Raw genomic sequence first — 23,745 nt, forward strand, 5'->3', positions numbered from 1 at the left:
AGCATGCTACGTTTTGCAAATACAGAATTTTTATGGGGATTGCTTGCTATTCCGCTGCTGCTCTTTATTTTTTTGAGGGTAAACTGGTGGAAACGTAAGGCAATTGCCTCATTGGGTAATAAGGAGGTGGTGATGCAGCTGATGCCACAGGTATCCTTTTCACGCCCCTGGATCAAGTTCATCTTTTTCATTTTAGCCTATGCCCTTGTTGTTATCGGCATAGCCGATCCGCAATTGGGTTCAAAAACAGAGGAGGTAAAACGCAAAGGCGCTGATCTGATGATCCTGCTCGACGTATCAAACAGTATGCTGGCGCAAGATTTAGCGCCTAATCGCCTGGAAAACGCCAAGCGTGCATTATCCCAGCTGATTGATAAACTGCATGACGACCGTATTGGCATCGTTGTATTTGCGGGCCAGGCCTATGTACAGCTCCCGGTAACTACGGATTATGCGGCAGCTAAACTGTTCCTCAATACCATTAATACCGAAATGGTACCAACACAGGGAACAGCTATTGGCGCTGCAATTAACCTGGGGATGCAGTCGTTTGACTTTAAGAACGGTACAGGTAAATCCATGATCATTATTACCGATGGCGAAAACCATGAGGATGATGCTGTATCGGCAGCCAAAGCCGCTTTAGCCAAAAATGTTACTGTGAACGTAGTTGGTGTAGGATCTGAAGAGGGCGCGCCGGTTCCAATTTACCAGGGCGGCAAACAAGTTGGTTTTCATAATGACAGCACCGGGCATCCTGTAGTTAGCAAGCTGGATGAAACCATGGGTAAGGAGATTGCCGCAGCAGGAAGCGGTGTTTACGTGCGGGCCAACAATGCCAACAGCGGCCTTAATATTGTGATGGACCAGATTGCCAAGGTGCAACGCAAAATGACGGATACCAAACAGTTTAAGGATTTTGAAGACAGGTTCCAGTTTTTCCTGGCCATTGCCTTTGTCCTGTTACTGGCCGAGTTTTTTATCTCTATCCGCAAAAACATGCGCCTAAGCAAGATCAAATTATTTGAAGTAAAAAACACATGAAGCAATATATCATAGCCATTTTATTAGTGCTGCAGGCTTCATTTCTTTTTGCCCAGCAGGAAAGGAAATACCTGAGGCAGGGTGACGAACTCTATCAGCAAAAAAAGTATAAAGAGGCCGAAGCCGCATACCGCCAGGCCATGAGCAAAAAGGCCAAAACCCTTGAGGGCAATTTTAACCTTGGCGACGCCATGTTTAAGCAGAAAAAGTACGATGATGCAGCCGCACAGTTCAATAAGCTGGCAACTGCATCCATTGATAAAAATGTGAAAGCCGGCGCGTATCACAACATTGGTAACTCTTTTTTAACCCAAAAAAAATACCAGGAAAGTATCGACGCTTATAAAAAAGCGCTGGTTAATAACCCTAAAGATGAAGAAACCCGGTATAACCTTGCTTATGCCCAAAAAATGCTAAAAAACCAACAGGACAAGAATAAAGGCGGCGGGGGCAATAATAATAAGGACAAAAACAAGGATAAGAACAAAGATAATAAGGACAATAAGGATAAAGACAAGAACGATAAGAAAGACCAGGATAAAAACAAGCAGGACCAGGACAAGAAGGATCAGGATAAGCAAAAACAGGATCAGAAAGATCAGCAGGGGCAACAGCCAAATCAGTTGTCAAAAGATGATGCCCAGCGGATGCTTGATGCCCTTAACAATGATGAAAAGCAAACCCAGGATAAGCTTAAGAATAAAAAATTAAAAGGTGCTAAGGTGCCTATTTCAAAAGATTGGTAAATCTTTGTTGTTTTGTAGATACTAATGAAAATTAAACTTTCCATATTAACGCTGCTGTTGTGTTGCTCAAGCCTGGTTTTTGCACAGGTAAAGTTTACGGCATCGGTAAATAAAAGCACTATAGGCACGGGCGAAGTACTTGAAGTTACCTTTTCCATCAACGCCAATGCCGATCGTTTTGCGCCGCCTGCTTTTGGCGGTTTCCAGGTGGTTGGAGGTCCCAATGTATCCAATAGCATTTCTATGATTAATGGGGTTACTTCGGCAAGCATAGCATATGGGTATGATCTTGTACCAACAAAAGAAGGTGAAATAACCATTGGCCCCGCTACTATTGTAGCAGGCGGAAGGCCCTACAGTACTGCTCCGATTAAAATTAAAGTAGTAAAAGGCCAGGGCGGCCAGGCCAGTCAGCAGGCCCAGCAACAAGGCAGTAACGGCCCCGATAGCCGCAACATTCAAAAAGGGCGTGTAAGCGATATCTCCAAATCATTGTTTTTACGTGCCGAGGTAGATAAAACAACGGCCTATATGGGTCAGCAGATCATGATGAACCTGCGCCTTTACACCCGGGTTAACATCGCCAACGGCGAACCTGAAAAAATCCCCGATCTTAACGGATTTTACAGCCAGGAGATCAAAAACAACAATCCAAATGCCCAATGGCGCACCGAGATTTTAAATGGTGTACGGTACAACGTAACCGATATTAAACAAACGGTGCTATTCCCCGAGCATGAGGGTAATATCACCATTGAGCCCTCTGTCATGAACTTCATAGTGAGGCAGCAAGCTGCTTCATCATCAGGCGATCCCTTCGATGCATTTTTTGGCGGATACGAGGATGTGAAATATAAGGTTAAAAGCGCGCCTGTGGTTATCCACGTAAAACCATTGCCACTGGCAGGCAAACCCGCCGAGTTTACCGGTGCTGTGGGTAAATTTAATATCGAGGCTTCACTTGATAAAAATGATGTTAAGGCCAACGATGCCATCAATTTCCAGGTAAAGGTAAGCGGTGCAGGAAACCTGAAATTATTAAAACCGATAAGTCCAAGTTTCCCGGCTGATTTTGAAAAATACGAGCCTAAAATAACGGATACCATTACCATAAATGCCAGCGGGGCATCAGGCAACAGGAAATACACCTATCTGCTGATTCCAAGGCACCAAGGCGATTTTACTATCGATCCTGTTAAGTTTGCCTACTTTAACCCCGCAACAGGCAGGTATGTTTCATTGAGCACCCCGGCATTTCATGTTAAGGTTGCCAAAGGCACCGGCGATGGCAGTAATGTTACCGCTTTTTCAAACGCGGGCAAGCAGGATGTTAAGGTGCTGAGCAATGACATCCGCTACATAAAAACCGGCAGCGAGTTAAACGAAGTAGGCAGCGATTTTTACGGTTCAGGATTATATTATTTCCTGCTGATCTTTGGTCCGGCAAGTTTTCTTGGAGCCTTGGTTTACGGCAAATGGCGCGATAAAAACAATGCCGACGTGGTAGGCTTAAAAAGCAGGAAGGCGGGTAAAGTGGCAGCCAAACACCTTGCCAGTGCCAAACTGCAGTTAAACGATAAAAAAGCATTTTATGAAAACCTGTTTCGCGGTCTGTACGGTTATTTGAGTGATAAGCTTAATATTCCTTACGCTGATCTGAACCGTGAGAAAATAGCATCAGAGCTGAAAGCCCGTTCACTTGATGAAAGCCTCATTAATGAGATGTTGGACACCCTCGACCTTTGCGAAATGGCGCGCTATGCACCGGTATCGGGCATTACAGCGCAACAGGTGTTTGATAAGGCCCAGAACATGATCAATAACATTGAAAATAAAATATAACATGATGAAGCGCATTATATACCTACTGCTCATCATCGTTATGCCGATATATGCATTAGCTAACGATGAAGCTAATATCCTGCTAAAAAAAGGGAACGACCAATACGCCAAAGGTCAGTATAAAGAAGCTATAACCACCTATCAAAAAATTGTGGATGACGGGCACCAATCGGCATTGGTTTATTATAATTTGGGCAATGCCTACTTTAAAAATGAAGATGTGCCATCCGCGCTGCTGTATTACGAAAAGGCGCACAAACTTTCGCCGGGCGATGAGGATATCAATTTCAATATCCAATTTGCCAATCAAAAAACAACCGATAAGGTGGAGGCCGGTACCGAATTTTTCATAACCAAATGGTGGCACTCGTTTATTCTCCACTTTTCATTAACAACTTTGGCGGTGGTGACAATCCTGTTCTTTATAGCGGGATGTGCATTGCTGATCGTGTATAGGTTTACTAATTCGGTAAGCATTAAAAAATGGTCGTTTTATTCGGCTTTGGTAATCTTACTTTTCGGATTTGCGAGCATGTTTGTTGCAAGTCGCCAGGATCAATACTTTGATGCCCATCACGGCGCTATCATCTTCAGCACATCTGTTAATGTAAAAAGCGCACCAGCACCTAACGCTAAAAACCTGTTCCTGATCCATGATGGCACCAAGGTTGAAATTTTAGAAGATAATGACGGCTGGATGAAGATCAGGCTCGCCAGCGGCAACGAGGGCTGGATCAATGCTTCTGATGCTAAGGAGATATAGTTTTTTGAGGCGGTGAAAGGATAAAGGTAAAAGGCGGAAGGTTGTCTTTTTAATTCCTTTCCTTTCACTGGACGAAGTTTAGCGATAGCGTAACTTCGTCCTAAAACCGCGGAAGCATTCTGCTTCCGTTGTTTACCAATTGCAGGTATTCAGTTAAGCTGAAAGCTTAATCCATTTTGGATCCAAGTTACGCTATCGCTAAACTTGAACCAGTATATTTTCCTTTCGCTTTCAGCCTTAAGCATTCGGCTTTGAGCTGTGTTTCGCTAACAACTCCAATACATCCTCTTCCGTTCCGGTAAAAGGGCCCGATGATTCGATCTTAAAACTGGCCATAGCGGCAGCAAACTCGCCCGCTTCCTGGAAACCTTTGCCTTTGGCACGCTGATATAAATAACCGGCCATATAAGTATCGCCGCAACCTGTAGCATCAACTACTTCAACCGGTTTATACGCCGGGATCTGGTAATAAACGCCACCGGTATAAATAACAGAGCCCATGCTGCCCAGTGTTACCACTACCTCTTTAACACCCCATTCGTTCAGCACTTTGGCACCTTCGTGGATATCGGTAATACCGGTGAGTACTTCCATTTCGTGCTCGTTCACTTTCAGGATGTGGATATGTTGCAGGGCTTCTCGTTTTTCGGGCCAGTCGATAGCCACTACGTTTTTATCTTCTACTTTACGCAGGTAGCCCTGCGCGTCAAGAGAAAGTTTGCCACGTTGAGCGAGGTCTTTAATAAACTCCACCGAGATATCATCGGCCAGTAAAGGGCCCAAATGATATACACGCGACTGGATCTCATCAAGTTGTTCAATGGTAAAAGGATCGGCTTTTTGCAGCACACGTTGGGTGCGGTGATCCTGGTTAACAGAGTAGATATTTTCAAAGTAAACTGTTTCGCCGCCTGTTGTTGCATGGACCTCGATGCCTTTGCCGCGGAGTTTTTCAACCACCGGCATCTCGCTCAAAGCAAGCGAGGTAACCAGGGTGTAACTCACGTCCATATTACGGATGGCGTTTGAAAAATAAAAAGAAGTACCGCCAGCCATATGTTTCACCGCTTGCGGTGTTACCACTTTATCCAACGTAATATGCCCTACACAACAAATATCGTACATGAAAATCCCCTATTATGATTTGATAGTCAGCCCCTATTATTAAAACAAACGGCAAATGTAAGAAATAGGATTTTGTGTACAAGAAGTTATCTGTTTTGTGACAGGAAAATCACTTTAAGAATTGCTTAAAATTTATACGATGCTCAGCACATCCGCCCCAGCCATTTCAGCCAAATCATCAAAATATACCGATGCCAGACGCTCCCAGCTTAAACGACTGCTGTATTGAAGCCCTTCTTCAATAAACAGTTCTCTCAGGCTATTGCTTTTAAGCAGTAATTCAATCCGCTCAACATAGCAGCCGGCATTGTATGGCTCGCATTTAAAACCATTAATGCCCTGTTCTATAAAATCCTTTGAACCGCCGCCATCTGCAATAACACACGGCAACCCGGATGCCATGGCTTCAAGTACAACGTTGCCATAAGCTTCGGATACCGAAGGAAACAGGAACAGAGTAGATGACGCATATAAAACTGAAAGCCTTTTATGATCTACCTTACCGGTAAACACTGCTTTGGGCATTTTCGCTTCACAGGCCTTGCGCGCAACCCCATCGCCCGCAATTATGAAGTTAACTTCGGGGTCTCGATCTTGCATTATACCATAGACTTCAAACAAGGTCTCCAGGTTTTTTTCCCAAACCAGGCGGCTCGCAAACAAAATGGCGGGATTATCATTCCCCGTCAAAGAACGCAGACTTTTTTTATGCCTGGGCGAAAACAGGACGGTATCTATACCTCTTTGCCAAAGCTTCATGCGATAGGTATCAACTCCCATATCAATCAGCTCATCTTTCATAGTAATTGAAGGCACGTATACCCGGTCGCATTGGTTATAAAAAGCCTTGTGGCTTTCGGCCATCATTTGCTTAACCTTGTTAATAAGGAATGGCGTATGTTTCAGGTAATAATCGATATAAGAAATAAAATGTGTATGGTAAATGCTGATAACAGGCAAGCCACGGTGGGTAGCATATTTTAACGCGAAATTGCCTAACAGCGATGGCGTGGCAATGTGTATAACATCGGGCGAAAAATTATCTATCTCTTCTTTTAGCTCACTCATTACCAGGGCGGGAATAGCCATGGTGTAACCCGTGTTAATTGGTAATGTTAAAGCCGGAACTTTTAATGATTCAAATCCGGCTATGCTATCCGGGCCGGCACCGTAAATAAACAGAAACTCAAAAATATTCCGGTCAATCCGTTTAATGAGCTGATACATGGTGCGTATTGCACCATCGAAATCTTCAATAAGTATCTCGGCGAAAAATGCTACTCTGATCTTTTTCATCTTATTGATTGATTAGTGGTTATTACCTGGTGTTCACCTTAGCATATCTTACAGGCTCCGGCCCCGTCATCAGGAACTCTCTTAATTCGGCTAATTTATCGGTGTTGATCAGGTCTACCTCACATTCAAGCAAGGCCTTCCATACTTCTTTATTTTCGGGGGATGCCCACAGGCGCACCCTCTTTTTATAGTGATGTGCAGCGGCTACATAATCGCGAAGCAATTGTCTCTGATCTTCAGGCATCGGGCCTTTGCCGGTCCAGCTAATCAGTCGTGAATATTTGCAGCTGGCAGTTTTATAAACGGTATTTGAAAGTGTATCGGTATGCACCTGCATCAGGTCTTCATCAATAAAAGCATAGCGTTGCCTTTGTGCCTGAAGCATCTTATATGGCTTATTGCCGGTTATAACGATGGTTACACTGCCTTCTGTTATTTCGCCATTATTATAGCTCGATAACATTGGTGCGTAGCGCTTTAATACTTCTGCCAGCTTTGCATAAGTTTTTTCGGCGTCTGATTTGATATCGATCATCAGCGTAACAGGAGCAAGCGGGTACACCACCTCCCTGTTTTTGCCTTCGTAACAATTAAACAGGGGCTTTAAATAAAGCTGCTCCAAGGTGCGCTTCTTTTGAAAAGCGGGCAGCATATGTGCAACCAGCAATTCATCATCGCGCAGGTAAATGTCAGCTTCTACGTTTTGAAAACCGTTATCCAGGGCATCGTACAGGGGCCGGTTATGCCAGTAGTCATTGTGCGCGAAACCTTTAGAGAGGGGGCTGTTTTGAGCCTGGCAGGTAATGGCTCTGAAGGTAAGGATAACAAAAAACAGAAATTTCAGGTGCTTGTGGCAAAATGCTGCTTGCATCGTAATTTGTATTTGTTGCTACAAATTTACCCCTCCGATATGTACAGGCAGTTATGTCATGGTAAAGTAAAAGCACCAAATGCTTTAATTTATTGTAAATGACTTAACATTTTCATCACATTAAAATATACGAATTGACACCGTTCGATTAAGGCCGATTCACATTAAATATGCATTTTATAAAGAGGTGTTAATAAGCTATGACAATTTGCGAAGAATTGATGCAGCAAGCTTCTGCCAGTTACAGGCCGTTTCGGGAAGCGAAAACAGATCTGAGATAAGCATAAATACATCTTCTGCATTTTTGCCCTCCTGCCTTAAATATCTGATGGATGTTGAGCCCGCCGATTTGGATAGCTTTTTACCATCCGCTTCAAGCAATAGCGGATGATGATAAAATACGATATCATTAAAATCCTGCTTATACAACACAGCCGCCAACTGGATCTGAGCCAATGTTGACGCCCACAGATCTTCACCCCTCACAATCAGGTCAACGCCGTAAAACAGATCGTCAATAACAGAAGTAAGCTGATAAGCCGGGAAACCGTCTTTTTTCCTCACCACAAAATTTTCCATTTCGGCAGGTAGTTGTGTTCGGATAATTATACCGTCATAGCTTTTCACCTGCAATGCACGGGCATTATCTGTATGTAAGCGCCAGCTTGCTTCCGGAGTATTTAGGGGGATCTGCTTATCTAAACAAGTACAACGTCCTATTTCACTCATTTGCTTGCGCGAGCAGGTACAGGCAAAAACAAAACCACCTGCGGCTAACTGATCAAGGGCTTCATTATACAGATGCATCCGGTGAATTTGTGAAAACCGGGTTTCAAAATCATCGGCATCCCGCGGGCCTTCATCCCAGGGAATTTCTAAGAATCGGAGCGTATCAAAAATATCCGTTAAATATTCGCGGTTAACCCTTGCGCGGTCAAGGTCATCAATTCTTAATAAGATTTTAGCCCCGTGTTTGCGGGCCAGTGCCGCAGTAATAGCAAACGACAAGATATTACCCACATGCAAAAACCCGCTTGGCGTTGGTGCAATGCGGGTTTTATTAAAATGTGTAGGTGCGCCTGTCAATTGTTTTTAGGATTGATGAACGCGCCAAGATACAAAAGATGGAGGTGGAATGGAAAAAATTGGCTACGCCAACAAAGTCCCCCCGTCAACCACTAAATTCAATCCTGTTCCAAAACTTTGCTTCATAAGGTAAACAAATGCAAGGGCAACATCATCCGCATGGCCAACACGGCCGAGCAGCAGTGTATTTTTTGCCCAATTGTAGAGTCCTTCTTTATCTTCGGCAGGCATGCTATCCCACAGGTTGGTGTCAATTACGCCCGGTATCACAGCGTTTACACGTATAGGAGCCAATTCAACAGCCAGGGCCCTTACCAAACCTTCCATGGCACCGCAAATACTGCTGGCTATTGACCAGCCTGCAGCAGGTCTCGTTCCCGCAGTTCCGCCGGTTAAGTTTACAGAGCCGCCTTCGTTAATGAACGGGGTGCCATATTTAACAGCAGCATAAGCTCCCCAGTAACGCAGGTTGAAGAACTTACGTGCAGCCTCAATATCTGTTTGGTTGATATTATAAAGATTAAGATTTTCGGCCGCGGTATAAACGAGGTGATCGAACTTACCGGTCTGCTGAAAAAAAGATTTTATATTTTCTTCGTGCGATAGATCTACGGCGTAGCCTTCAGCGTCCTCCGGCAATTGACTTAATGCGTTATTGATCTTGCTTTGATTACCTGAAACTATCACAACTTTAGCACCTTCGGCAGCGGCAGCTTTTGCTGTCGCAAAGCCTATACCAGTACTGCCACCCAATATAATTACCCTTTTGTCATTTAATGACGATTTACTTTCAATTTGATTATTCATGATGTTTATTCTTTTTTAGACACCACAAATTTCCACCGTAAAAAACCGGTTCCACTTACCATTTGGTAAAAAGTGAATATCAAATAACTTTATTATCGAGATGCCAATAAGCAACACATTGTCCACCTTAAATACCAAACGCGTTAGGCACATTACTTACCTAAAAATCCGCCCTCTGTTAAAGCGGCAAATTTTGCTTTAAAAAGATCCATAATTGCAAACTTTGCCAACTCCGTCTGCTTAAATAAGTCGGTTTCCGCATATTTAAGCATCGCATTCATATACATATCAGCTGAATCTATTTGGTCAATTGCAGAAAAATAACGGCACATGCAGGCATAATAAACCAATGCTTCGCCCACATGAAAAACCTTGCGATGAGGATATAAATAATTAAGATCGGGCTTGCCATTAAAAACGGCTAAAACTGCTTCTGGCTCTTCGTGCACAAAAAGCATTCCCGCGTAATTAATAAGTGACGGGAAATAATCAGGAAACACATTGTACATTAAAGTTATGGTATCCTCGGCCTCATCGTATTGTTGGTTGTTAATGTAAGCTGTTTGCAGCAGGTTGTAAAATGCAGGAGTTGCCGGGTATTTTAGACGGGCGTCCTCAAACTCTTTTACCGGAACAATCTCTTTGTTGGCAATAATCGTTCTTAACCTGTAATAATCGCCCGCCTCTTCATCACTATCAAAACGATTGTTTTCCAATGCGCCTTCTGTTTCACTCAGTTCATACTTAGCGCCAATATAACGCTCTGATAATATCTGCCGGGCTTGTTCCGTCCTTATTTTAGCATCGTAGGTCTCACTTACATTTTTCAGAAGTTTCAGCATTGCTCCCAATTCGTTTCCATCATTGGGATAATCAATATCATAGTCATCATAGTCATCTTCGTCCCAGTCATCCAAATCGTCATCATCCATATCGTCAAATCCATCTCCAAGATATGTATAAGTAAAATTGCCTTCGCCCGCTGTTCGTTCAAGTGTAGCTATGATATTATTGACTTTCACAGCGTCATCATAAGGACCCGATACATAATGAGGTTTTCCATTTAATCCAAAATCAAGCTCCATCAGCTCTATCGCTTCATCATCTTCCTCTAAAATATACTGTTCTGTTTCAAATTCTTTGTGCGGCTTAAATCCGTAATCTTCGGCGTATGCTATCGCGCCAAAAATGATATTATGAGCAAGTACATAATCGCACCTTTCCCAATTGAACCTGTTTTTTAAATCTTCGTAGTCGTCCTGGTACAAATTGAATTCGTATTGAGCTCCCTTAATACCCAGGCAAAACATATCTACGAGATAAATGCCTGCTGTTATATTTCCGTTTTTATGTTGGCGAGCCACTACAACATTACACAAGCCGGAAGTCTCCCAATCATCGTTGATCAGACATTCAAACACAGGCAGCGTACGCGCCTGCGTTTTAATATACTTTTCCGGGCTTAGCTGAGTTGGCTTCATGGCAACTACTTTCCCTTTTTTCTTTTTTGACATAAGCCCCCCTTACTGTGAATGGTTTCGTTATCGCCCGCAAAATAAGTCAAATGTTACAAACACTAAAGTAGAAAGCCTCAACACATCAAAAAACAATTGCTCAACTAATGCTACATTTGAGTTATGACATTTGCAGACCGGATTATCCAATTCAATGAGCAACTAACTTATACTGGCGATCCTTTACCCCAAGGCATCCGAATCATGAACCCTTTTAAGGAACATCCGCAAACCATGCGTATTGTTGATGAATTTTACCACAAGTATTATGATGATAACCAGCAGCGACATATCATTCTGGGCATCAATCCCGGCAGGTTTGGCGGCGGTTTAACAGGCATCCCTTTTACGGATCCTAAGCGGTTAATCTCCGAATGCCAAATCAACTATGAAGGCAAAATGTCGCACGAACCATCATCGGTATTTGTTTACGAGATGATCAATGCCTTTGGCGGACCGGAAGCCTTTTATAAGCAAATCTATATCAATTCTCCCTGTCCGCTTGGCTTTACCAATATCGATACCAATGGCAAAGAAAAAAATTATAACTATTATGACAGTAAGGAACTAACCAAAGCCGTTTACCATTTCATGATCGAAAACATCCACAAGCAGATTGACCTGGGCATTAATACCGATAAATGTTTTTGCTTTGGTACCGGCAAGAATGAAACTTTCCTGCGCAAACTAAATGATGAGTACCACTTTTTTGGCGAGATCATAGCCCTGGAACATCCGCGCTTTATTATGCAATACAAAACGGCAAGCAAGCAATTTTATATTGATAAATATCTTGAAGCCTTTGCAAGTATTGCCGGATAAAATGATACTTGTTTCTTGACAAAAAGCTTATATTGTGTGCTATAACCAATTGACCTCTAAGCCATGACCCAAAGCAAGTTTTTACCATTCCTGCTCCTGTTGTTTATTTTTCCTATCATTTCAAAAGGCCAATCAACTCCCGCCAATAAGCTCATTACTCCACGCATCAGGGTAATTATCGATAACGATTTTAGCGGTGACCCGGATGGTTTGTTCGCGCTTACACATTTAGTACTTTCTCCATCGGTTGAGGTGAGAGGAGTTATAGGCTCACACCTGAATGCCAATGACGGGTTCGACAAATCTAAAACCCAGGCCGACAATGCTGCAAAAAAAGCTGCCGAGCTATTGGCTGTTTTAAAAATCAAAGATCAATTCCCGGTAATAGCAGGCTCTAACACCGCGATGGTAAACGACAGTACCCCGGTAAAAAGTAAAGCTGTCGATCTGATCATTAAAGAAGCATCCCGTACAGATACCTCACTGCCCCTTTATATCCTCTGCGGTGCCGGGCTTACCGAAATTGCGTCGGCAGTGCTAACCGAACCTAAAATTGCCGACAAACTCACACTGGTGTGGATTGGCGGCCCTGAGTACAGCGATCTTGCACTACCCCCACCCAATTACAGCAGCCCCGAGTATAACCTCAATATCGATATCAATGCGGCGAGAGCTGTGTTTAACCATTCTCAGCTAAAATTATGGCAGATTCCGAGGGATGGATATCGCCAGGCCATACTTTCCTACTCAGAATTACTGCTTAAAGTAAAGCCGCAAGGCGAAACAGGGAAATACCTGGCTGGCGCACTTGAAAACGTCATGAAGCTCATCCAGCAATATCATCTTAATTTGGGTGAAACCTATATCATAGGTGATAGTCCGCTGGTGTTGCTTACCGCGCTGCAATCATCCTTTGAAGCCGATCCATCATCAAGTGAATATGTGTTAAAGCCCTGCCCGCTTATTAACGCGCAAGGGGGATATGATTATAATGCCAAGGGCCGTAATATCCGTGTTTATCGCAGGTTAGATATCAACCTCATGTTTAATGATTTTTTTGCCAAGCTGGAGTTGGCAAAATAAACGCTGCATTTGGTATATTTTTAACCATAAACCGTTTATTTAGTATTACCAAAAGCGCTGTTTTGTAATTATTTTGCATGGTCATAAACCTTTGTTATCATGCTTAAAATAATTGGCAAAAAAACTCAGAACACGCTCCTGCTTACATCACTATTATTTGCGGGGGGGAAAACCCTTGCCCAAACTAATGATGCATCGCTACCCCGGCTTATCGAAAAAAATGGGAGGCACGCGTTTTTAGTTGATGGTAAACCATTTTTGATGCTGGGCGGACAGGCGCACAACTCAAGTGCATGGCCCGCTTTAATGCCAGGCGTATGGAAATCGGCCAAGGTAATGCACCTTAACACGCTTGAAGTACCCATTTACTGGGAACAGATAGAATCCCAGCCCGGAAAGTTTGATTTTACATTGGTAGATACACTGCTTACCCAAGCCCGGCAGCATAACGTTCATTTGGTACTATTATGGTTTGGTACCTGGAAAAACGGCAGTAACCACTACATGCCCGAATGGATGAAGCGCGATGCAGAAAAATATCCAAACATTACTGGTAAAACAGGCAAGCCCATTGACTCGCCTTCACCTCATTCAAAAGCCACTTTAGATACTGATATCAAAGCGTTTTCGGCAGTTATGCGTTACTTAAAGCAGGCAGATACGCAGCATACAGTTATCATGGTACAGGTTGAAAACGAACCCGGCTCATGGGACACCGTTCGCGACTATTCAGCTAAAGCACAAAAACTGTTTGAGGGCGGTGTGCCGACCCAACTGTTAAAACCGGCCATACTGAAAGCCCTTAATGTACCTGCAACTTCAAAAGGTTCGTGGCAACAAGTTTTTGGCGACAGGGCCGACGAATATTTCCAGGCTTGGTCAATAGCCCGCTTTATTGAACAAGTTGCAGCAGCCGGCAAAGCGGAATATCCGCTGCCGTTATACATAAACGTGGCCCTTCGTGATCCGCTTACCAATCCGATGGCAACCCATTATGAAAGTGGCGGTGCAACGGATAATGTGATTCCGATCTGGAAAGTCGCTGCCCCATCCATCGACTTGCTTGCTCCTGATATTTACCTGTCGGGTAGTGAAAGGATATTGAAAGTAATTGACTTATATACCCGTGCGGATAATACTTTATTTGTACCCGAGGCTGGTTTAATTGCTGATAATGCCAAATATTTTTATGATGTGCTGGCCCACGGTGGTATTGGCTTTTCACCTTTCGGGATTGATGATAATGGCGATAGTTCAAACGATGAACATCTGGCGGAACGCCTTGCACCGTTTGCGCAGGAATACGCAATGGCAGCTCCTATGATGAGGGAGATGGCGCAATGGGTATTTGACGACAAGATCAAAGCCGTTGTTGAACATGAAGACGGTGCGGAGCAAAGCATTAAACTTGGTGCCTGGGATGCCATTATAAAATTTGGCAGCGGCCGGGGTGGTGAACTTAAACCAAATAAAGACCATAACGGTAAAGCCATGATTGTTAGCCTTGATGAAAATAAATTTATCATGGCCGGTACAAACTGTCGCATCACTTTCCGGCCGACCGGCAGCAACGCAGGTAAGGCATGGCAATACCTTAAGGTTGAGGAAGGCTGGTATGAAAACGGTGTATTTAAATCGCTTCGGATCCTCAATGGCGATGAAACAGACTGGGGAGGCCCGGCAATTGGCGATAAGCCGAGGGTATTGCAGATCTCGTTGGTGGTGAGGTAAAATTAATTAATGTAGAGACACATAATTGCGTCTCTCGCAGGCAGGTCACGCATGCAATTTTCAATTAAATGAGGCTCTGTACCGTAGAGACGCAATTATGCGTCTCTACACGTTAAACCCCTCCTATTTCACCTCATAAACCACCGCCTCATACGGCATCAGCGTGCCATTTTTTGATGGCTTTTGATAATTGCCGATTAAAACCGTTGCATTACCCAAATTCATACCTGTTTGAGCCGGAGCTGTTTTACTTGTAAAATTCAGGAGTACCAGCAGCTTCCTGCCGTTCAACTCTCTGGTGTAGGCATAAGTACCGGGGTTTTGTGCATCGAGTAATGTATATTTTCCGTATACCAGTACCGGATTATCCTTCCTTAATTTTACTATCCGCCTGAAATAATTCAACGTGCTATTGGCATCTTTATCCTGCGCAACAGCGTTGATGCTTTTATAATTGGGATTTACCTTTATCCAGGGTGTACCCGTTGTAAAACCGGCATTGGCCGTGCTGTTCCATTGAAATGGAGTGCGCCCATTATCCCGGCTTTCAAAACCTATCCGTTTTAAATATGCCGGTAAATCGGCGCCTATGTTTTTTTTCCGCTGGTACTCATTCAATGTTTGTACATCCCGGTAATCATCAATTGTGCTGAAACCGGCATTAGTCATGCCCAGTTCATCGCCATTATAATAATAGGGTGTACCCCGCATGGTCAGCAAAAAAGTGGTCAGCATTTTTGAGGATACCGCTCTAAATTCCGGGTTATCATTGCCAAACCTGCTTACCAGCCGGGCCTGGTCATGATTAGCCAGAAATATAGATAGCCACCCCTTTGATGCAAAGGCACTATCCCATTTGGTAAATACCTGTTTTAAGTGAACTACGCTATAGCCTTCGGGTTTGGCAATATCCACACCTTCAAATGCGTAAGCCATGTTCAATTCATTTCTGTCGGCATCAACTAAATTATGGCCGTCTTCAAAAGTATTGCCTGCACCTTCGGCCACACTCATTACGTTATATTTATTGAGCACTTCTCTGTTCATTTCCTGCAGGTATCCGTGCAAATTGCCCTGTACGCCGTAATATTGGGTAAAGTTTTTTTCAAACCCTTTCGGAAAGGCCGGAAAGGTAGTATCCTTTGCAGCAAATTGAAAAGCATCCAGCCTGAAGCCGTCAATCCCCTTATCAGCCCAAAACTTCATTATGCCGTATACTTCATTCCTCAGTTTTGGATTTTCCCAGTTAAGGTCGGGCTGCTTGCGCGAAAAGTAATGCAGGTAATAGGCATTGGTAAGCGAATCATAACGCCAGGCATCATGATTTACGTCAAATAAACTGTAGCGATAAGCGGGTTTGCCCTTTTCGGCGTTCCACCAGTGATAATATTCCCGGTACGGATTGTTGCGCGAGCTCCTGCTTTGCTTAAACCATTCGTGTTCATCGCTGCTATGATTTACTACCAGGTCCATCACCAGTTTTATACCGCGGGAATGCATGCCTTTCAGCAAAGCATCAAAATCATCCATGGTTCCAAAATCCTTCATGATGTTGCGGTAATCGCTTACATCATAGCCATTATCGTCATTAGGCGAGCTGTAAATTGGGTTAAGCCAAACAACATCAACACCGAGGCTTTTGATATAATCAAGTTTGGAGATAATGCCTTTCAGGTCGCCGATGCCATCTCCATCGTTGTCCTTAAAACTTCGGGGATAAACCTGGTAAACCACGGCTTCCTTCCACCATTTACGGTCAATAGTGTCTGCTCTGCCTTGATTGTTTTGCGCAGCCCCTGAGAAGGCGACAAACATAAAAACAATGAGGGCCACAAAACGGATATAAGATATGTTCATGATCATAATTGGTTAAAATTTCAGCAGGACAGAATTGATTTTCTGCGGTTTATAACAAGAGAATATTAAGGTAGCAATATTTAAGCGGAACAAAAAATAATGCAACTAAATCCGTTGCCTTAGCGTCCTCACAAATTTAAAGTTCAAACATTATGCACATTTCGCGGTTTAGAAATGAGCTAATACCCATCACAATTACACAGTCAATAAATTGAATTTTAAATATTTATATCCGTTAGCGTGCATCACAAATCACCACATAAAATTTCTACCCTGCTTTTAAAAACAGTTTTATTCATACTATTTACAGGCATATCGGTACATGCCTTCGGCCAGGTACCTGTACCTGCCGATTCGGTAAAGGCCGATTCATTGCGCATTAAAGAAACAATAGTACAACCGGCCAAACCGACCGATACTTTATATAAACAATATGATTTTGGCGACCTGGTGCGCAACATCCTGCATCCCGGCCGACCGGCTGCGGCCCCCAATAAAAAGTCGTCGGGAATTACCATCATACCCAACGTGGCGTCCAATCCAACCATCGGGTCACAAATTGGGATCAAGGCCGTAGCCGGTAAAAAATTAGGGAATGATCCTAATACCCTGTTATCAGTAGCAGCTACTTCGGCTTCTATTACCACCAAGGGTATCATTTACTTTTATATTAACCACAACGTGTACACACCGGGTAATAAATGGAATTTTCAGGGCAGTTTGGTTGCAGCCAAAACGGTTTCGCCCGATTATGGTTTGGGAATTGGCCAGGCATCAAGCGGCAGCGAAGCCGACCAGGTGCTGGCCAACCCCGGGCGTAAAGGCAGGGCGCTGCATTCGCAATTTTATAATATCCGCGAGAAGGTATACAAAGAAATTGATAAGGGGTTATTTTTAGGTGCGGGCGCTTCTTTTGATATCAGGCGAAAAATTGAGGATACCAAATCAACAACTGATCTTACCCCATACAATATCTATAGCGACCGCCATGGATTTGCCCGCGACCATTATGCTGCTAACGGCTTGCTTTTTAACCTGCAATACACTACCCGCGATAATCAAAACCGGGCCTACAGAGGGATTTACGTCGATGCCGGCTTCCGCATTAATCAAAGCTGGATGGGAAGCTCCAAAAACGCGGTGCAGTTCACTACCGATTTCAGAAAGTATTTCAGCCTGTCGGAAACAAACCCCGAACATGTTGTTGCCTTCTGGAACTGGGGATCATATTTGATCAGTGGCAACATCCCCTACCTTGAACTACCCGGCACCGGCAAAGATCCGGGCTTCCGGAGTGGCAGGGGGTATGTAGTACAATATTTTAAGGGCACGCAATACAACTACTCGGAAGTAGAATACCGTTTCCCGATACTGCGGAATAAATTTTTAAGCGGCGTGGCATTTGCCAACCTGCAAACAACCAATGATGAGTCGGGTACCAAAATATTTCAGCAATGGCAGCCGGGTTATGGCGGCGGCTTGCGCGTATTATTTAATAAAGCAACCCGTACCAATCTTTGTCTTGACTATGCCTTTGGCCGGTATGGTTCAAAAGGGTTCTTTTTGGGTTTGAATGAAGCATTTTAAATATCAGTACCTGCGGTTGTTTGCCGGAGGCATTGATTTTAGCGATTAGTTTGTAAACTCCGCCTTTACAATCAATTTATTATTCTTAATTTTATATTACAAGCCCCTGTGAAACAACCATGTAATACAACTACATGATCATCCTAACCATATCAACCGGAAAGCATGGCCAAAAAGAAAACAGCCGATAAAGACAGCATATGGAAAAGCCTGCAATTGAAGCTGGGCGTAATTACTGTTATTTTAGGTTTACTAACTACCGGGTATAATCTGATTAAGAAAGATCCACCCCCGCCGGTTAACCCCCAATTGAAGGCCAGCCTGGAAGTTTCCTATATCAGCATGGCCAATGATATTTATGCCCTGGCAGGGGGGGATAGTGCCATACGGAAAAAGAATGCCTTTTATCTTGATTATCCCATACTCAGCAATGAAATTTCAGATAAAAACCTTCAGAAAACCGACCAGCTTTTTAACGACACGACGGCTATTGATTATGACCTGTTTATCACCTGCCTCATGATCCAGAACAAAGGCAAGGGCGATGCATCAGACATTGAGCTTGACATGAGCAAGCTCAATATTAACCAGCCGCTCACTGTTACTGAAAATCCTCAAAGCAAAAATGATTATGACAGCCAGATCAGGGCCAAGGGCACCGCTGTGAAACAAATTATAAAACTACCTTCAAGGCTTTCAACCGGGCAGGGAATTTTAATCCCGTTATTCGTGACCTACGATAAACCAAATCCTGCCAATAAAAACAGGCAATGGAAAATTGAATCAAAAACTATTTTTCTGCCGGATAATATCCGCTATACAGAACCGGCAGATACCGCCCGGAAATCATTAGCAGTACGAAAAATGCTGAGCCCGGTTCGGTTGGCCGAAGGGGTGCAGGGCCGCGGATAGTTTGACAATGATCAGATATTCATAAGAATGGAAAATAACGAAAACCCAGTACCGGCCAAACAACCTAAAAACAACCTCGCCCCTATCCTGATAGTGGCTGGCTGTATTTTGATCATTGGCAACCTGTATTTTTATGTTGCCCGGCAAAAGCGAAATACCACAAAAAGACAACAATTGGACAGCCTTACTAAGCAGTTGGACACCGCTAATGCGAAATTTGAAATTGGTTATGGCGAAATGAGCATAGCCTCATACCATAAGATGAAAGCTGCTGCCGGCCAAAAGGATCACAGCCCTTTGGTTTACCCGGTAATGAAGAACGAAATAGATGATCTTATTGCTGCCGGAAGCTATCACCCCGACTATGGAATCTCTTCCACTTACCTGGAGGAATTTACATCCTTATACAGGCAAAAAAAGCTGAAGCCAAGGGGTACGGCAGTTGCCTGCTTAATTGTTAAACAAGTTGGAAAGGGCAAAGCAGAATCTGTAAAGCTCGATATCAACCGTTTAAAGCTTGATGAAGTAAGTGAAATGTATGACCCTACCGATATCAATAAATTTACAGATCCGGAACGTACAGCTAAATCTTTCCATTCTAATTCCCTGCAAATAGATCTTGGCGCAATGGATACCGGAGGCGCATGGCTTATACCCCTTTACATAAGCGACGGCTTCTTGAGATTAACAGAAGGCGGCGATCCGCCGGGATGGTATGTTACCGCCGGGCCAATACTCATCCCGGTTAGTTTAAACTACATCAAAAAAAATAAGAGCATTCAAAAGATCCCGCTGCAAGAAGTACTTAACCGGCCAATAGAGATATTGGATTAGGAATCAGTTAAGGTAAGATATAAGCTATCTGCCATAGCCCGGTCTGCGGTTAACAAATTTTATAAATAAACAGGCCGCTCTGATCAGAAGAAAAAGCGGCCTGTTATTTTGTTACTACTGAAACCGGTTATTGCCCACTTGTAGCGCTCCAGCCATCACCCCAGCCACTGCCGCCTGCTGCTTTGCTGCCTTTCAAAAGCTTATCATATTTTACTGTTTGTTCTTTAGTTAAAACAGCTTTGATCTTTGAGATGGTAGCTTCCCGTAATGGCTTAATATCAACCATCATTTTCGTGTTATCACCTTTATCAGCAGCTTTGATCTTTTCAAACTTATCGGATGATTCCTGGTATATCACCGCAATTTTTTCGGTTTGTTTATCAGTGAGCTTTAATTGCTTTTGCAGGTCTTTTGATTTTTCAACAGGTTTGGCACCGGGCTTGGTTTGCGCATTGCCTGCTGCAGCCAATCCAATGAACATGCAGCATAGTAATAAGAGTTTTCTCATGGTTAAGATTTATTTTAATTGTTGCTGATATAAATGTAACTATTTTGGTATAAAACCAGGGCTAATATTTTCTATTACAGAAACATAATTTAATTTGTTTTGGCTGCCATTTGCATAGGCATACAACCCGGCATGTTTTTACTGCGGAAAATCAATTTTGTTAATTGGACGGTTTTGTATTGTGCATTACCCTCGGTAAGGTTTAAAAACTGATTAGGGGCAACATTTTTAAAGTGCTGCACAGCCCCACTCCCTGCCCATTTTATCTCAATTTCATCAATTACCTTTGCCTGGCCAATTCCTATCTCCTGCCGCAAAGGCGAAGACCCGAAACTCCCGCCCGAGTTAACATCTTTATAAACAGAACGTTTAACCCCATTTTCGGTAAAAGTGAGTTTAATATGGCTCCCTATGGCGGCGTTATTGGCTTTTGTACCGTTCAATTTCAGGCTGATCCAGTTGTTGTTACTTATGCCGGGGTTCATGTACAATGAGCTGGTGTATGAGTCGCCGATATAAGCCCCGCCCATTTCGGCAAAAATATCCTGATGACCGTTGTTCCGTAAATCAGCAAATGCAATACCGTGCCCTTTTTGCAAATTTCCCATACGTGATGAGGAAGTAATATCCGCAAATCTTTTCCCGCCGATGTTTCTGAAAAACTTGTTAGGCACCAGCGATTTAAAATCGGGGTTACCTGTACCAAAGTACATATCGGGATAGCCATCGTTATCAATATCTCCGAAGTTGGCACCCATACTGTAAACTACCTTATCAAGTCCGGCTTCTTTGGTTACGTTGGTAAATGTACCGTCATGATTATTTTTATACAGATAGATGTTGCCAGCCTCCGGTACAGCTTTGCCCAAAGCGGCGGCAGCGCTGTAATAACCTAAAGTACGTTCAAAATGATAGTTAGCAACCATCAAATCGGGCCAGCCATCATTATTATAATCATAAAACCAGGTAGTAAAGGTTCGTTGTTTGATCTGGTCGAGGCCCGATTGCATAGTCACATCTTCAAAATCAATCCCGGCTTCGGTTTTGCCTTTATTTTTAAGCAGGTATTTGCGTCCGTCCATGGTTGAAATAAATATGTCGGCAAAGCCGTCGTTATCATAATCGGCAGACGTCACCCCTTTTACGAAAGCTTTAATACCGCAATGGGCAGCCGTGGTTATGTTGCTGAATGTGCCATTACGGTTATTCATATATAACTGGCAGGTTGATTCATCAACATTGTACATTGATTCTGAATTTTCATTACCTACAAATACATCCAGCCAGCCATCGTTATTAAAATCGGCCCAGGTTGCAGTTTGAGTAGGGTGAAGCATAAATAAACCACTTATGGCGGTTACATCAGTAAAAGTCCCATCGCCATTGTTGCGCAATAAGGAACTTGGTTGGTTGCCGAAGCCCTTGGTGAGCCATGCGCCACGCAAAACAAAAACATCCAGTTTACCATCATTGTTGTAATCTGTTTGCTGGATATTCAGCCCCCCGGTAATCCCTTTTAAACCGGCGGTTTCCGTACGGTCGCTAAACGTACCGTCCTGGTTATTTTGAAAATAATGCATGGGATCGCTCAGGTCCCAGCCAGATGTCATGATATCAAGGTAGCCATCGTTATTAAAATCATCAACAATGACGCCGCCGGCCCGGCCGTTAATGTTAAGGCCCAGGCTCGCTGCCACGTCAACAAAGGGTTTAACCTGATATGCGGTATCCGAATCGACATTAAGGTTAGGGATCAAAACATTTTTGGGCACTTTTTGCGGATACTCCCCAAGCGTCATATAGGCTATATTGACCAACCAGCGCGATTCATAATCATCGGGGCGAAGTTTTAACAATGATTTATATACTTCAATTGCTTTTCTTGAGCCAGTTTGGATCTTGTGCACCCCATCATCTTTAATTGGGAAGATACATGATGAGCCGGTATGATTAAGCATACAATTGCTCCGTTCACCCAAACGCATGTAAGCTATGGCCTGCTCAGACAGCATCTCATCGGTCGACATAAAGTCGATATTATCCATCAGGTACTTATAAATGTTTACAGATTGCTGCTCCTGCCCGGCCTTTAACAGCAGCGAGGCCTTTGAAAATAAAACCTCCTGACTTTTGGCAAGCCGTTTAATGTTAAGCAGCGAATCGCAATAAGCCAACTTCATTTCGGGGTTAAACGGGTTTGAAATGGTGTTATTCTTTTTATTTATCTGCTTCAGCACCTGGGCCATCTCCTCATTAGATGGGTTCTGGCATGATGCCATTATGGTGAAGCCGCACAGCAGCACAAGCGCGGCGGCAATTTTTTTCTTTATCATAGGATTTTTATATACCCTCGCGGATAAAATGCCAAGGCTTTTACCTGCGATAGATGTGATATTAAATTGTTAATAGAAATTTCGGACAACATGACCAGAGACATTAAAACAAATGCCGGTCGGTAAATGAACTAAATGGAGAAAATCAGCAGGTTGCTTTGGGTGGTTGTTCAGGAATATCCTGATGAGAACTTACTAACGATTGCACAGGTTGCACAACGTTTTTCGGCAAAGGCATCACGGGGCAGTAAAATTCAAATTGTACAAATGAAAGGTTTACATTATCCTTTAAAACCATTTTGCCAAAGGGCACATGCTCTTTGGGAGAAACAGGGGCACCCTTTATTCCTTTTGCATCAAGCACATTGCTATCGGCAAAGCGGGTAGTTTTATAATTAGGAATGCACATCAGGTGAAGGGCATTCTTCGTCAATCGCATTTTTACGTAATTGTAGGTGGCGTTTCCAAATGTAATATGTCCGGATATATTTTCAAAAGTTCGCCAATCATGAATAGCAGGTAAGTTAACCGGGATAGTGACTTCGGTAAGGTCATTTACATTATACAGGCCTTTCCCAACCTGCTCATTAAAAAACCGGTCCGATTTATAAACCAGGTATTGATGCAACGCCAGCTGCCCGCCAATGTTAAGCAGGTAAATATTCAGCAATATTAAGGCAACGATCTTTTTCAAATGGGTTACAATAATCTAAAGATGAGGTTTATAAACGATATTTTCAAGCTTTATTTATATTAGTATGCAATTAAATATTATTTAACGGGATTTAAAACATATAATACCAGGCGCATAATTGACTCCCCCGGGTCTGCGCTCAGCCAGACCACCCTTTCTATGACTTCGCTGCATAGCGAGTAGGCAAAATAAAAACAGACAAAGGCTGTATCAAAAATCATGATCAGCTTTTCTTTAATTTATTCAGATACTTAAGCCATATATATAGTTGGAGTTGGATTGCCTTTTTA

20 protein-coding genes are annotated in these 23,745 nt (G+C 43.3%); 10 read left to right on the plus strand and 10 right to left on the minus strand.

Going from position 1 to position 23,745, the window contains the following annotated elements; translation table 11 throughout:
- Nucleotides 1-3 precede the first annotated feature (3 nt).
- From MusilaSJ_RS14275 to MusilaSJ_RS14290, 4 genes are read left to right on the plus strand one after another with little or no spacing between them, the layout of a single operon-like run.
- On the plus strand, nucleotides 4-1,044 hold the full coding sequence (locus tag MusilaSJ_RS14275) for a vWA domain-containing protein (protein ID WP_274985635.1): 1,041 nt from the start codon (nucleotides 4-6) through the stop codon (nucleotides 1,042-1,044).
- The gene (locus tag MusilaSJ_RS14280; protein WP_274985636.1) at nucleotides 1,041-1,790 is read left to right on the plus strand and encodes a TPR repeat aerotolerance protein BatC; all 750 of its coding nucleotides are present in this window, start codon (nucleotides 1,041-1,043) and stop codon (nucleotides 1,788-1,790) included. The genes MusilaSJ_RS14275 and MusilaSJ_RS14280 overlap by 4 nt, the downstream gene beginning before the upstream one ends.
- A 24-nt stretch (nucleotides 1,791-1,814) precedes the next feature.
- Nucleotides 1,815-3,632: an aerotolerance protein BatD gene (locus MusilaSJ_RS14285; RefSeq protein WP_274985637.1), complete on the plus strand. Its 1,818-nt coding sequence runs from the start codon at nucleotides 1,815-1,817 to the stop codon at nucleotides 3,630-3,632.
- 1 nt (nucleotide 3,633) lies between these two features.
- Complete coding sequence (locus MusilaSJ_RS14290; protein WP_274985638.1) at nucleotides 3,634-4,395, plus strand: tetratricopeptide repeat protein; 762 nt, start codon at nucleotides 3,634-3,636, stop codon at nucleotides 4,393-4,395.
- A 237-nt stretch (nucleotides 4,396-4,632) separates the two neighbouring features.
- Here MusilaSJ_RS14290 and MusilaSJ_RS14295 read toward each other — a convergent pair whose 3' ends face one another.
- From MusilaSJ_RS14295 to MusilaSJ_RS14320, 6 genes are all read right to left on the minus strand, one after another.
- On the minus strand, nucleotides 4,633-5,520 hold the full coding sequence (locus MusilaSJ_RS14295) for a PfkB family carbohydrate kinase (RefSeq protein WP_274985639.1): 888 nt from the start codon (nucleotides 5,518-5,520) through the stop codon (nucleotides 4,633-4,635).
- A gap of 132 nt (nucleotides 5,521-5,652) precedes the next feature.
- Nucleotides 5,653-6,816 (minus strand): glycosyltransferase family 4 protein, encoded by a 1,164-nt coding sequence (locus MusilaSJ_RS14300; protein WP_274985640.1) that lies wholly within the window; start codon nucleotides 6,814-6,816, stop codon nucleotides 5,653-5,655.
- 22 nt (nucleotides 6,817-6,838) lie between these two features.
- Entirely contained in the window at nucleotides 6,839-7,687 is an 849-nt protein-coding gene (locus MusilaSJ_RS14305) for a phosphatidylinositol-specific phospholipase C/glycerophosphodiester phosphodiesterase family protein (protein WP_274985641.1), read from the minus strand.
- Nucleotides 7,688-7,885: 198 nt separating this feature from the next.
- Nucleotides 7,886-8,773, minus strand: coding sequence for a glutamate--tRNA ligase family protein (locus MusilaSJ_RS14310; protein WP_274985642.1), 888 nt, complete (start codon nucleotides 8,771-8,773; stop codon nucleotides 7,886-7,888).
- A 63-nt stretch (nucleotides 8,774-8,836) separates the two neighbouring features.
- Nucleotides 8,837-9,580 (minus strand): SDR family oxidoreductase, encoded by a 744-nt coding sequence (locus tag MusilaSJ_RS14315; RefSeq protein ID WP_274985643.1) that lies wholly within the window; start codon nucleotides 9,578-9,580, stop codon nucleotides 8,837-8,839.
- 152 nt (nucleotides 9,581-9,732) lie between these two features.
- Nucleotides 9,733-11,094, minus strand: a complete 1,362-nt coding sequence (locus MusilaSJ_RS14320) for a hypothetical protein (protein WP_274985644.1) — start codon at nucleotides 11,092-11,094, stop codon at nucleotides 9,733-9,735.
- Between the two features lie 204 nt (nucleotides 11,095-11,298).
- Here MusilaSJ_RS14320 and MusilaSJ_RS14325 point away from each other — a divergent pair, with 204 nt between their 5' ends.
- From MusilaSJ_RS14325 to MusilaSJ_RS14335, 3 genes are all read left to right on the plus strand, one after another.
- Nucleotides 11,299-11,916 carry an SMUG2 DNA glycosylase family protein gene (locus MusilaSJ_RS14325; protein ID WP_342457005.1) on the plus strand — a complete coding sequence of 206 codons (618 nt, stop codon included), beginning with the start codon at nucleotides 11,299-11,301 and terminating at the stop codon, nucleotides 11,914-11,916.
- 63 nt (nucleotides 11,917-11,979) lie between these two features.
- Nucleotides 11,980-12,999, plus strand: a complete 1,020-nt coding sequence (locus MusilaSJ_RS14330) for a nucleoside hydrolase (protein ID WP_274985646.1) — start codon at nucleotides 11,980-11,982, stop codon at nucleotides 12,997-12,999.
- A gap of 99 nt (nucleotides 13,000-13,098) precedes the next feature.
- Nucleotides 13,099-14,730: a GH35 family beta-galactosidase gene (locus MusilaSJ_RS14335; RefSeq protein WP_274985647.1), complete on the plus strand. Its 1,632-nt coding sequence runs from the start codon at nucleotides 13,099-13,101 to the stop codon at nucleotides 14,728-14,730.
- A 123-nt stretch (nucleotides 14,731-14,853) separates the two neighbouring features.
- Here the strand turns inward: MusilaSJ_RS14335 and MusilaSJ_RS14340 are convergent, their stop codons facing one another.
- Nucleotides 14,854-16,587, minus strand: coding sequence for a glycoside hydrolase family 13 protein (locus MusilaSJ_RS14340; RefSeq protein WP_274985648.1), 1,734 nt, complete (start codon nucleotides 16,585-16,587; stop codon nucleotides 14,854-14,856).
- A 240-nt stretch (nucleotides 16,588-16,827) separates the two neighbouring features.
- On the opposite strand from MusilaSJ_RS14340, the gene MusilaSJ_RS14345 reads away from it, so the two are divergent.
- The 3 genes from MusilaSJ_RS14345 to MusilaSJ_RS14355 all read left to right on the plus strand — a co-directional run bounded on the left by MusilaSJ_RS14345 (nucleotide 16,828) and on the right by MusilaSJ_RS14355 (nucleotide 19,920).
- Nucleotides 16,828-18,174: a BamA/TamA family outer membrane protein gene (locus tag MusilaSJ_RS14345; RefSeq protein ID WP_274985649.1), complete on the plus strand. Its 1,347-nt coding sequence runs from the start codon at nucleotides 16,828-16,830 to the stop codon at nucleotides 18,172-18,174.
- Between the two features lie 165 nt (nucleotides 18,175-18,339).
- Nucleotides 18,340-19,086, plus strand: coding sequence for a hypothetical protein (locus MusilaSJ_RS14350; protein ID WP_274985650.1), 747 nt, complete (start codon nucleotides 18,340-18,342; stop codon nucleotides 19,084-19,086).
- A 27-nt stretch (nucleotides 19,087-19,113) separates the two neighbouring features.
- Nucleotides 19,114-19,920, plus strand: a complete 807-nt coding sequence (locus tag MusilaSJ_RS14355) for a hypothetical protein (protein ID WP_274985651.1) — start codon at nucleotides 19,114-19,116, stop codon at nucleotides 19,918-19,920.
- Between the two features lie 127 nt (nucleotides 19,921-20,047).
- Here MusilaSJ_RS14355 and MusilaSJ_RS14360 read toward each other — a convergent pair whose 3' ends face one another.
- The 3 genes from MusilaSJ_RS14360 to MusilaSJ_RS14370 form a co-directional block, all read right to left on the minus strand.
- On the minus strand, nucleotides 20,048-20,428 hold the full coding sequence (locus tag MusilaSJ_RS14360) for a hypothetical protein (RefSeq protein ID WP_146750346.1): 381 nt from the start codon (nucleotides 20,426-20,428) through the stop codon (nucleotides 20,048-20,050).
- Nucleotides 20,429-20,517: 89 nt separating this feature from the next.
- Entirely contained in the window at nucleotides 20,518-22,761 is a 2,244-nt protein-coding gene (locus MusilaSJ_RS14365; protein ID WP_274985652.1) for a CRTAC1 family protein, read from the minus strand.
- 145 nt (nucleotides 22,762-22,906) lie between these two features.
- Complete coding sequence (locus MusilaSJ_RS14370) at nucleotides 22,907-23,455, minus strand: hypothetical protein (RefSeq protein WP_274985653.1); 549 nt, start codon at nucleotides 23,453-23,455, stop codon at nucleotides 22,907-22,909.
- Nucleotides 23,456-23,745 lie beyond the last annotated feature (290 nt).

The sequence above is a fragment of the Mucilaginibacter sp. SJ genome (genome assembly GCF_028993635.1).
In the GTDB taxonomy this organism is placed as follows: domain Bacteria; phylum Bacteroidota; class Bacteroidia; order Sphingobacteriales; family Sphingobacteriaceae; genus Mucilaginibacter.

Bases quoted from the DNA above. Each gene is read 5' to 3' on its own strand.
- MusilaSJ_RS14340 (WP_274985648.1), bottom strand. From the start codon at position 16,587: ATGAACATATCTTATATCCGTTTTGTGGCCCTCATTGTTTTTATGTTT.
- MusilaSJ_RS14280 (WP_274985636.1), top strand. From the start codon at position 1,041: ATGAAGCAATATATCATAGCCATTTTATTAGTGCTGCAGGCTTCATTT.
- MusilaSJ_RS14315 (WP_274985643.1), bottom strand. From the start codon at position 9,580: ATGAATAATCAAATTGAAAGTAAATCGTCATTAAATGACAAAAGGGTA.
- MusilaSJ_RS14355 (WP_274985651.1), top strand. From the start codon at position 19,114: ATGGAAAATAACGAAAACCCAGTACCGGCCAAACAACCTAAAAACAAC.
- MusilaSJ_RS14360 (WP_146750346.1), bottom strand. From the start codon at position 20,428: ATGAGAAAACTCTTATTACTATGCTGCATGTTCATTGGATTGGCTGCA.
- MusilaSJ_RS14335 (WP_274985647.1), top strand. From the start codon at position 13,099: ATGCTTAAAATAATTGGCAAAAAAACTCAGAACACGCTCCTGCTTACA.
- MusilaSJ_RS14295 (WP_274985639.1), bottom strand. From the start codon at position 5,520: ATGTACGATATTTGTTGTGTAGGGCATATTACGTTGGATAAAGTGGTA.
- MusilaSJ_RS14290 (WP_274985638.1), top strand. From the start codon at position 3,634: ATGATGAAGCGCATTATATACCTACTGCTCATCATCGTTATGCCGATA.
- MusilaSJ_RS14350 (WP_274985650.1), top strand. From the start codon at position 18,340: ATGGCCAAAAAGAAAACAGCCGATAAAGACAGCATATGGAAAAGCCTG.
- MusilaSJ_RS14300 (WP_274985640.1), bottom strand. From the start codon at position 6,816: ATGAAAAAGATCAGAGTAGCATTTTTCGCCGAGATACTTATTGAAGAT.
- MusilaSJ_RS14330 (WP_274985646.1), top strand. From the start codon at position 11,980: ATGACCCAAAGCAAGTTTTTACCATTCCTGCTCCTGTTGTTTATTTTT.
- MusilaSJ_RS14365 (WP_274985652.1), bottom strand. From the start codon at position 22,761: ATGATAAAGAAAAAAATTGCCGCCGCGCTTGTGCTGCTGTGCGGCTTC.
- MusilaSJ_RS14285 (WP_274985637.1), top strand. From the start codon at position 1,815: ATGAAAATTAAACTTTCCATATTAACGCTGCTGTTGTGTTGCTCAAGC.
- MusilaSJ_RS14305 (WP_274985641.1), bottom strand. From the start codon at position 7,687: ATGCAAGCAGCATTTTGCCACAAGCACCTGAAATTTCTGTTTTTTGTT.
- MusilaSJ_RS14325 (WP_342457005.1), top strand. From the start codon at position 11,299: ATGAACCCTTTTAAGGAACATCCGCAAACCATGCGTATTGTTGATGAA.
- MusilaSJ_RS14320 (WP_274985644.1), bottom strand. From the start codon at position 11,094: ATGTCAAAAAAGAAAAAAGGGAAAGTAGTTGCCATGAAGCCAACTCAG.
- MusilaSJ_RS14275 (WP_274985635.1), top strand. From the start codon at position 4: ATGCTACGTTTTGCAAATACAGAATTTTTATGGGGATTGCTTGCTATT.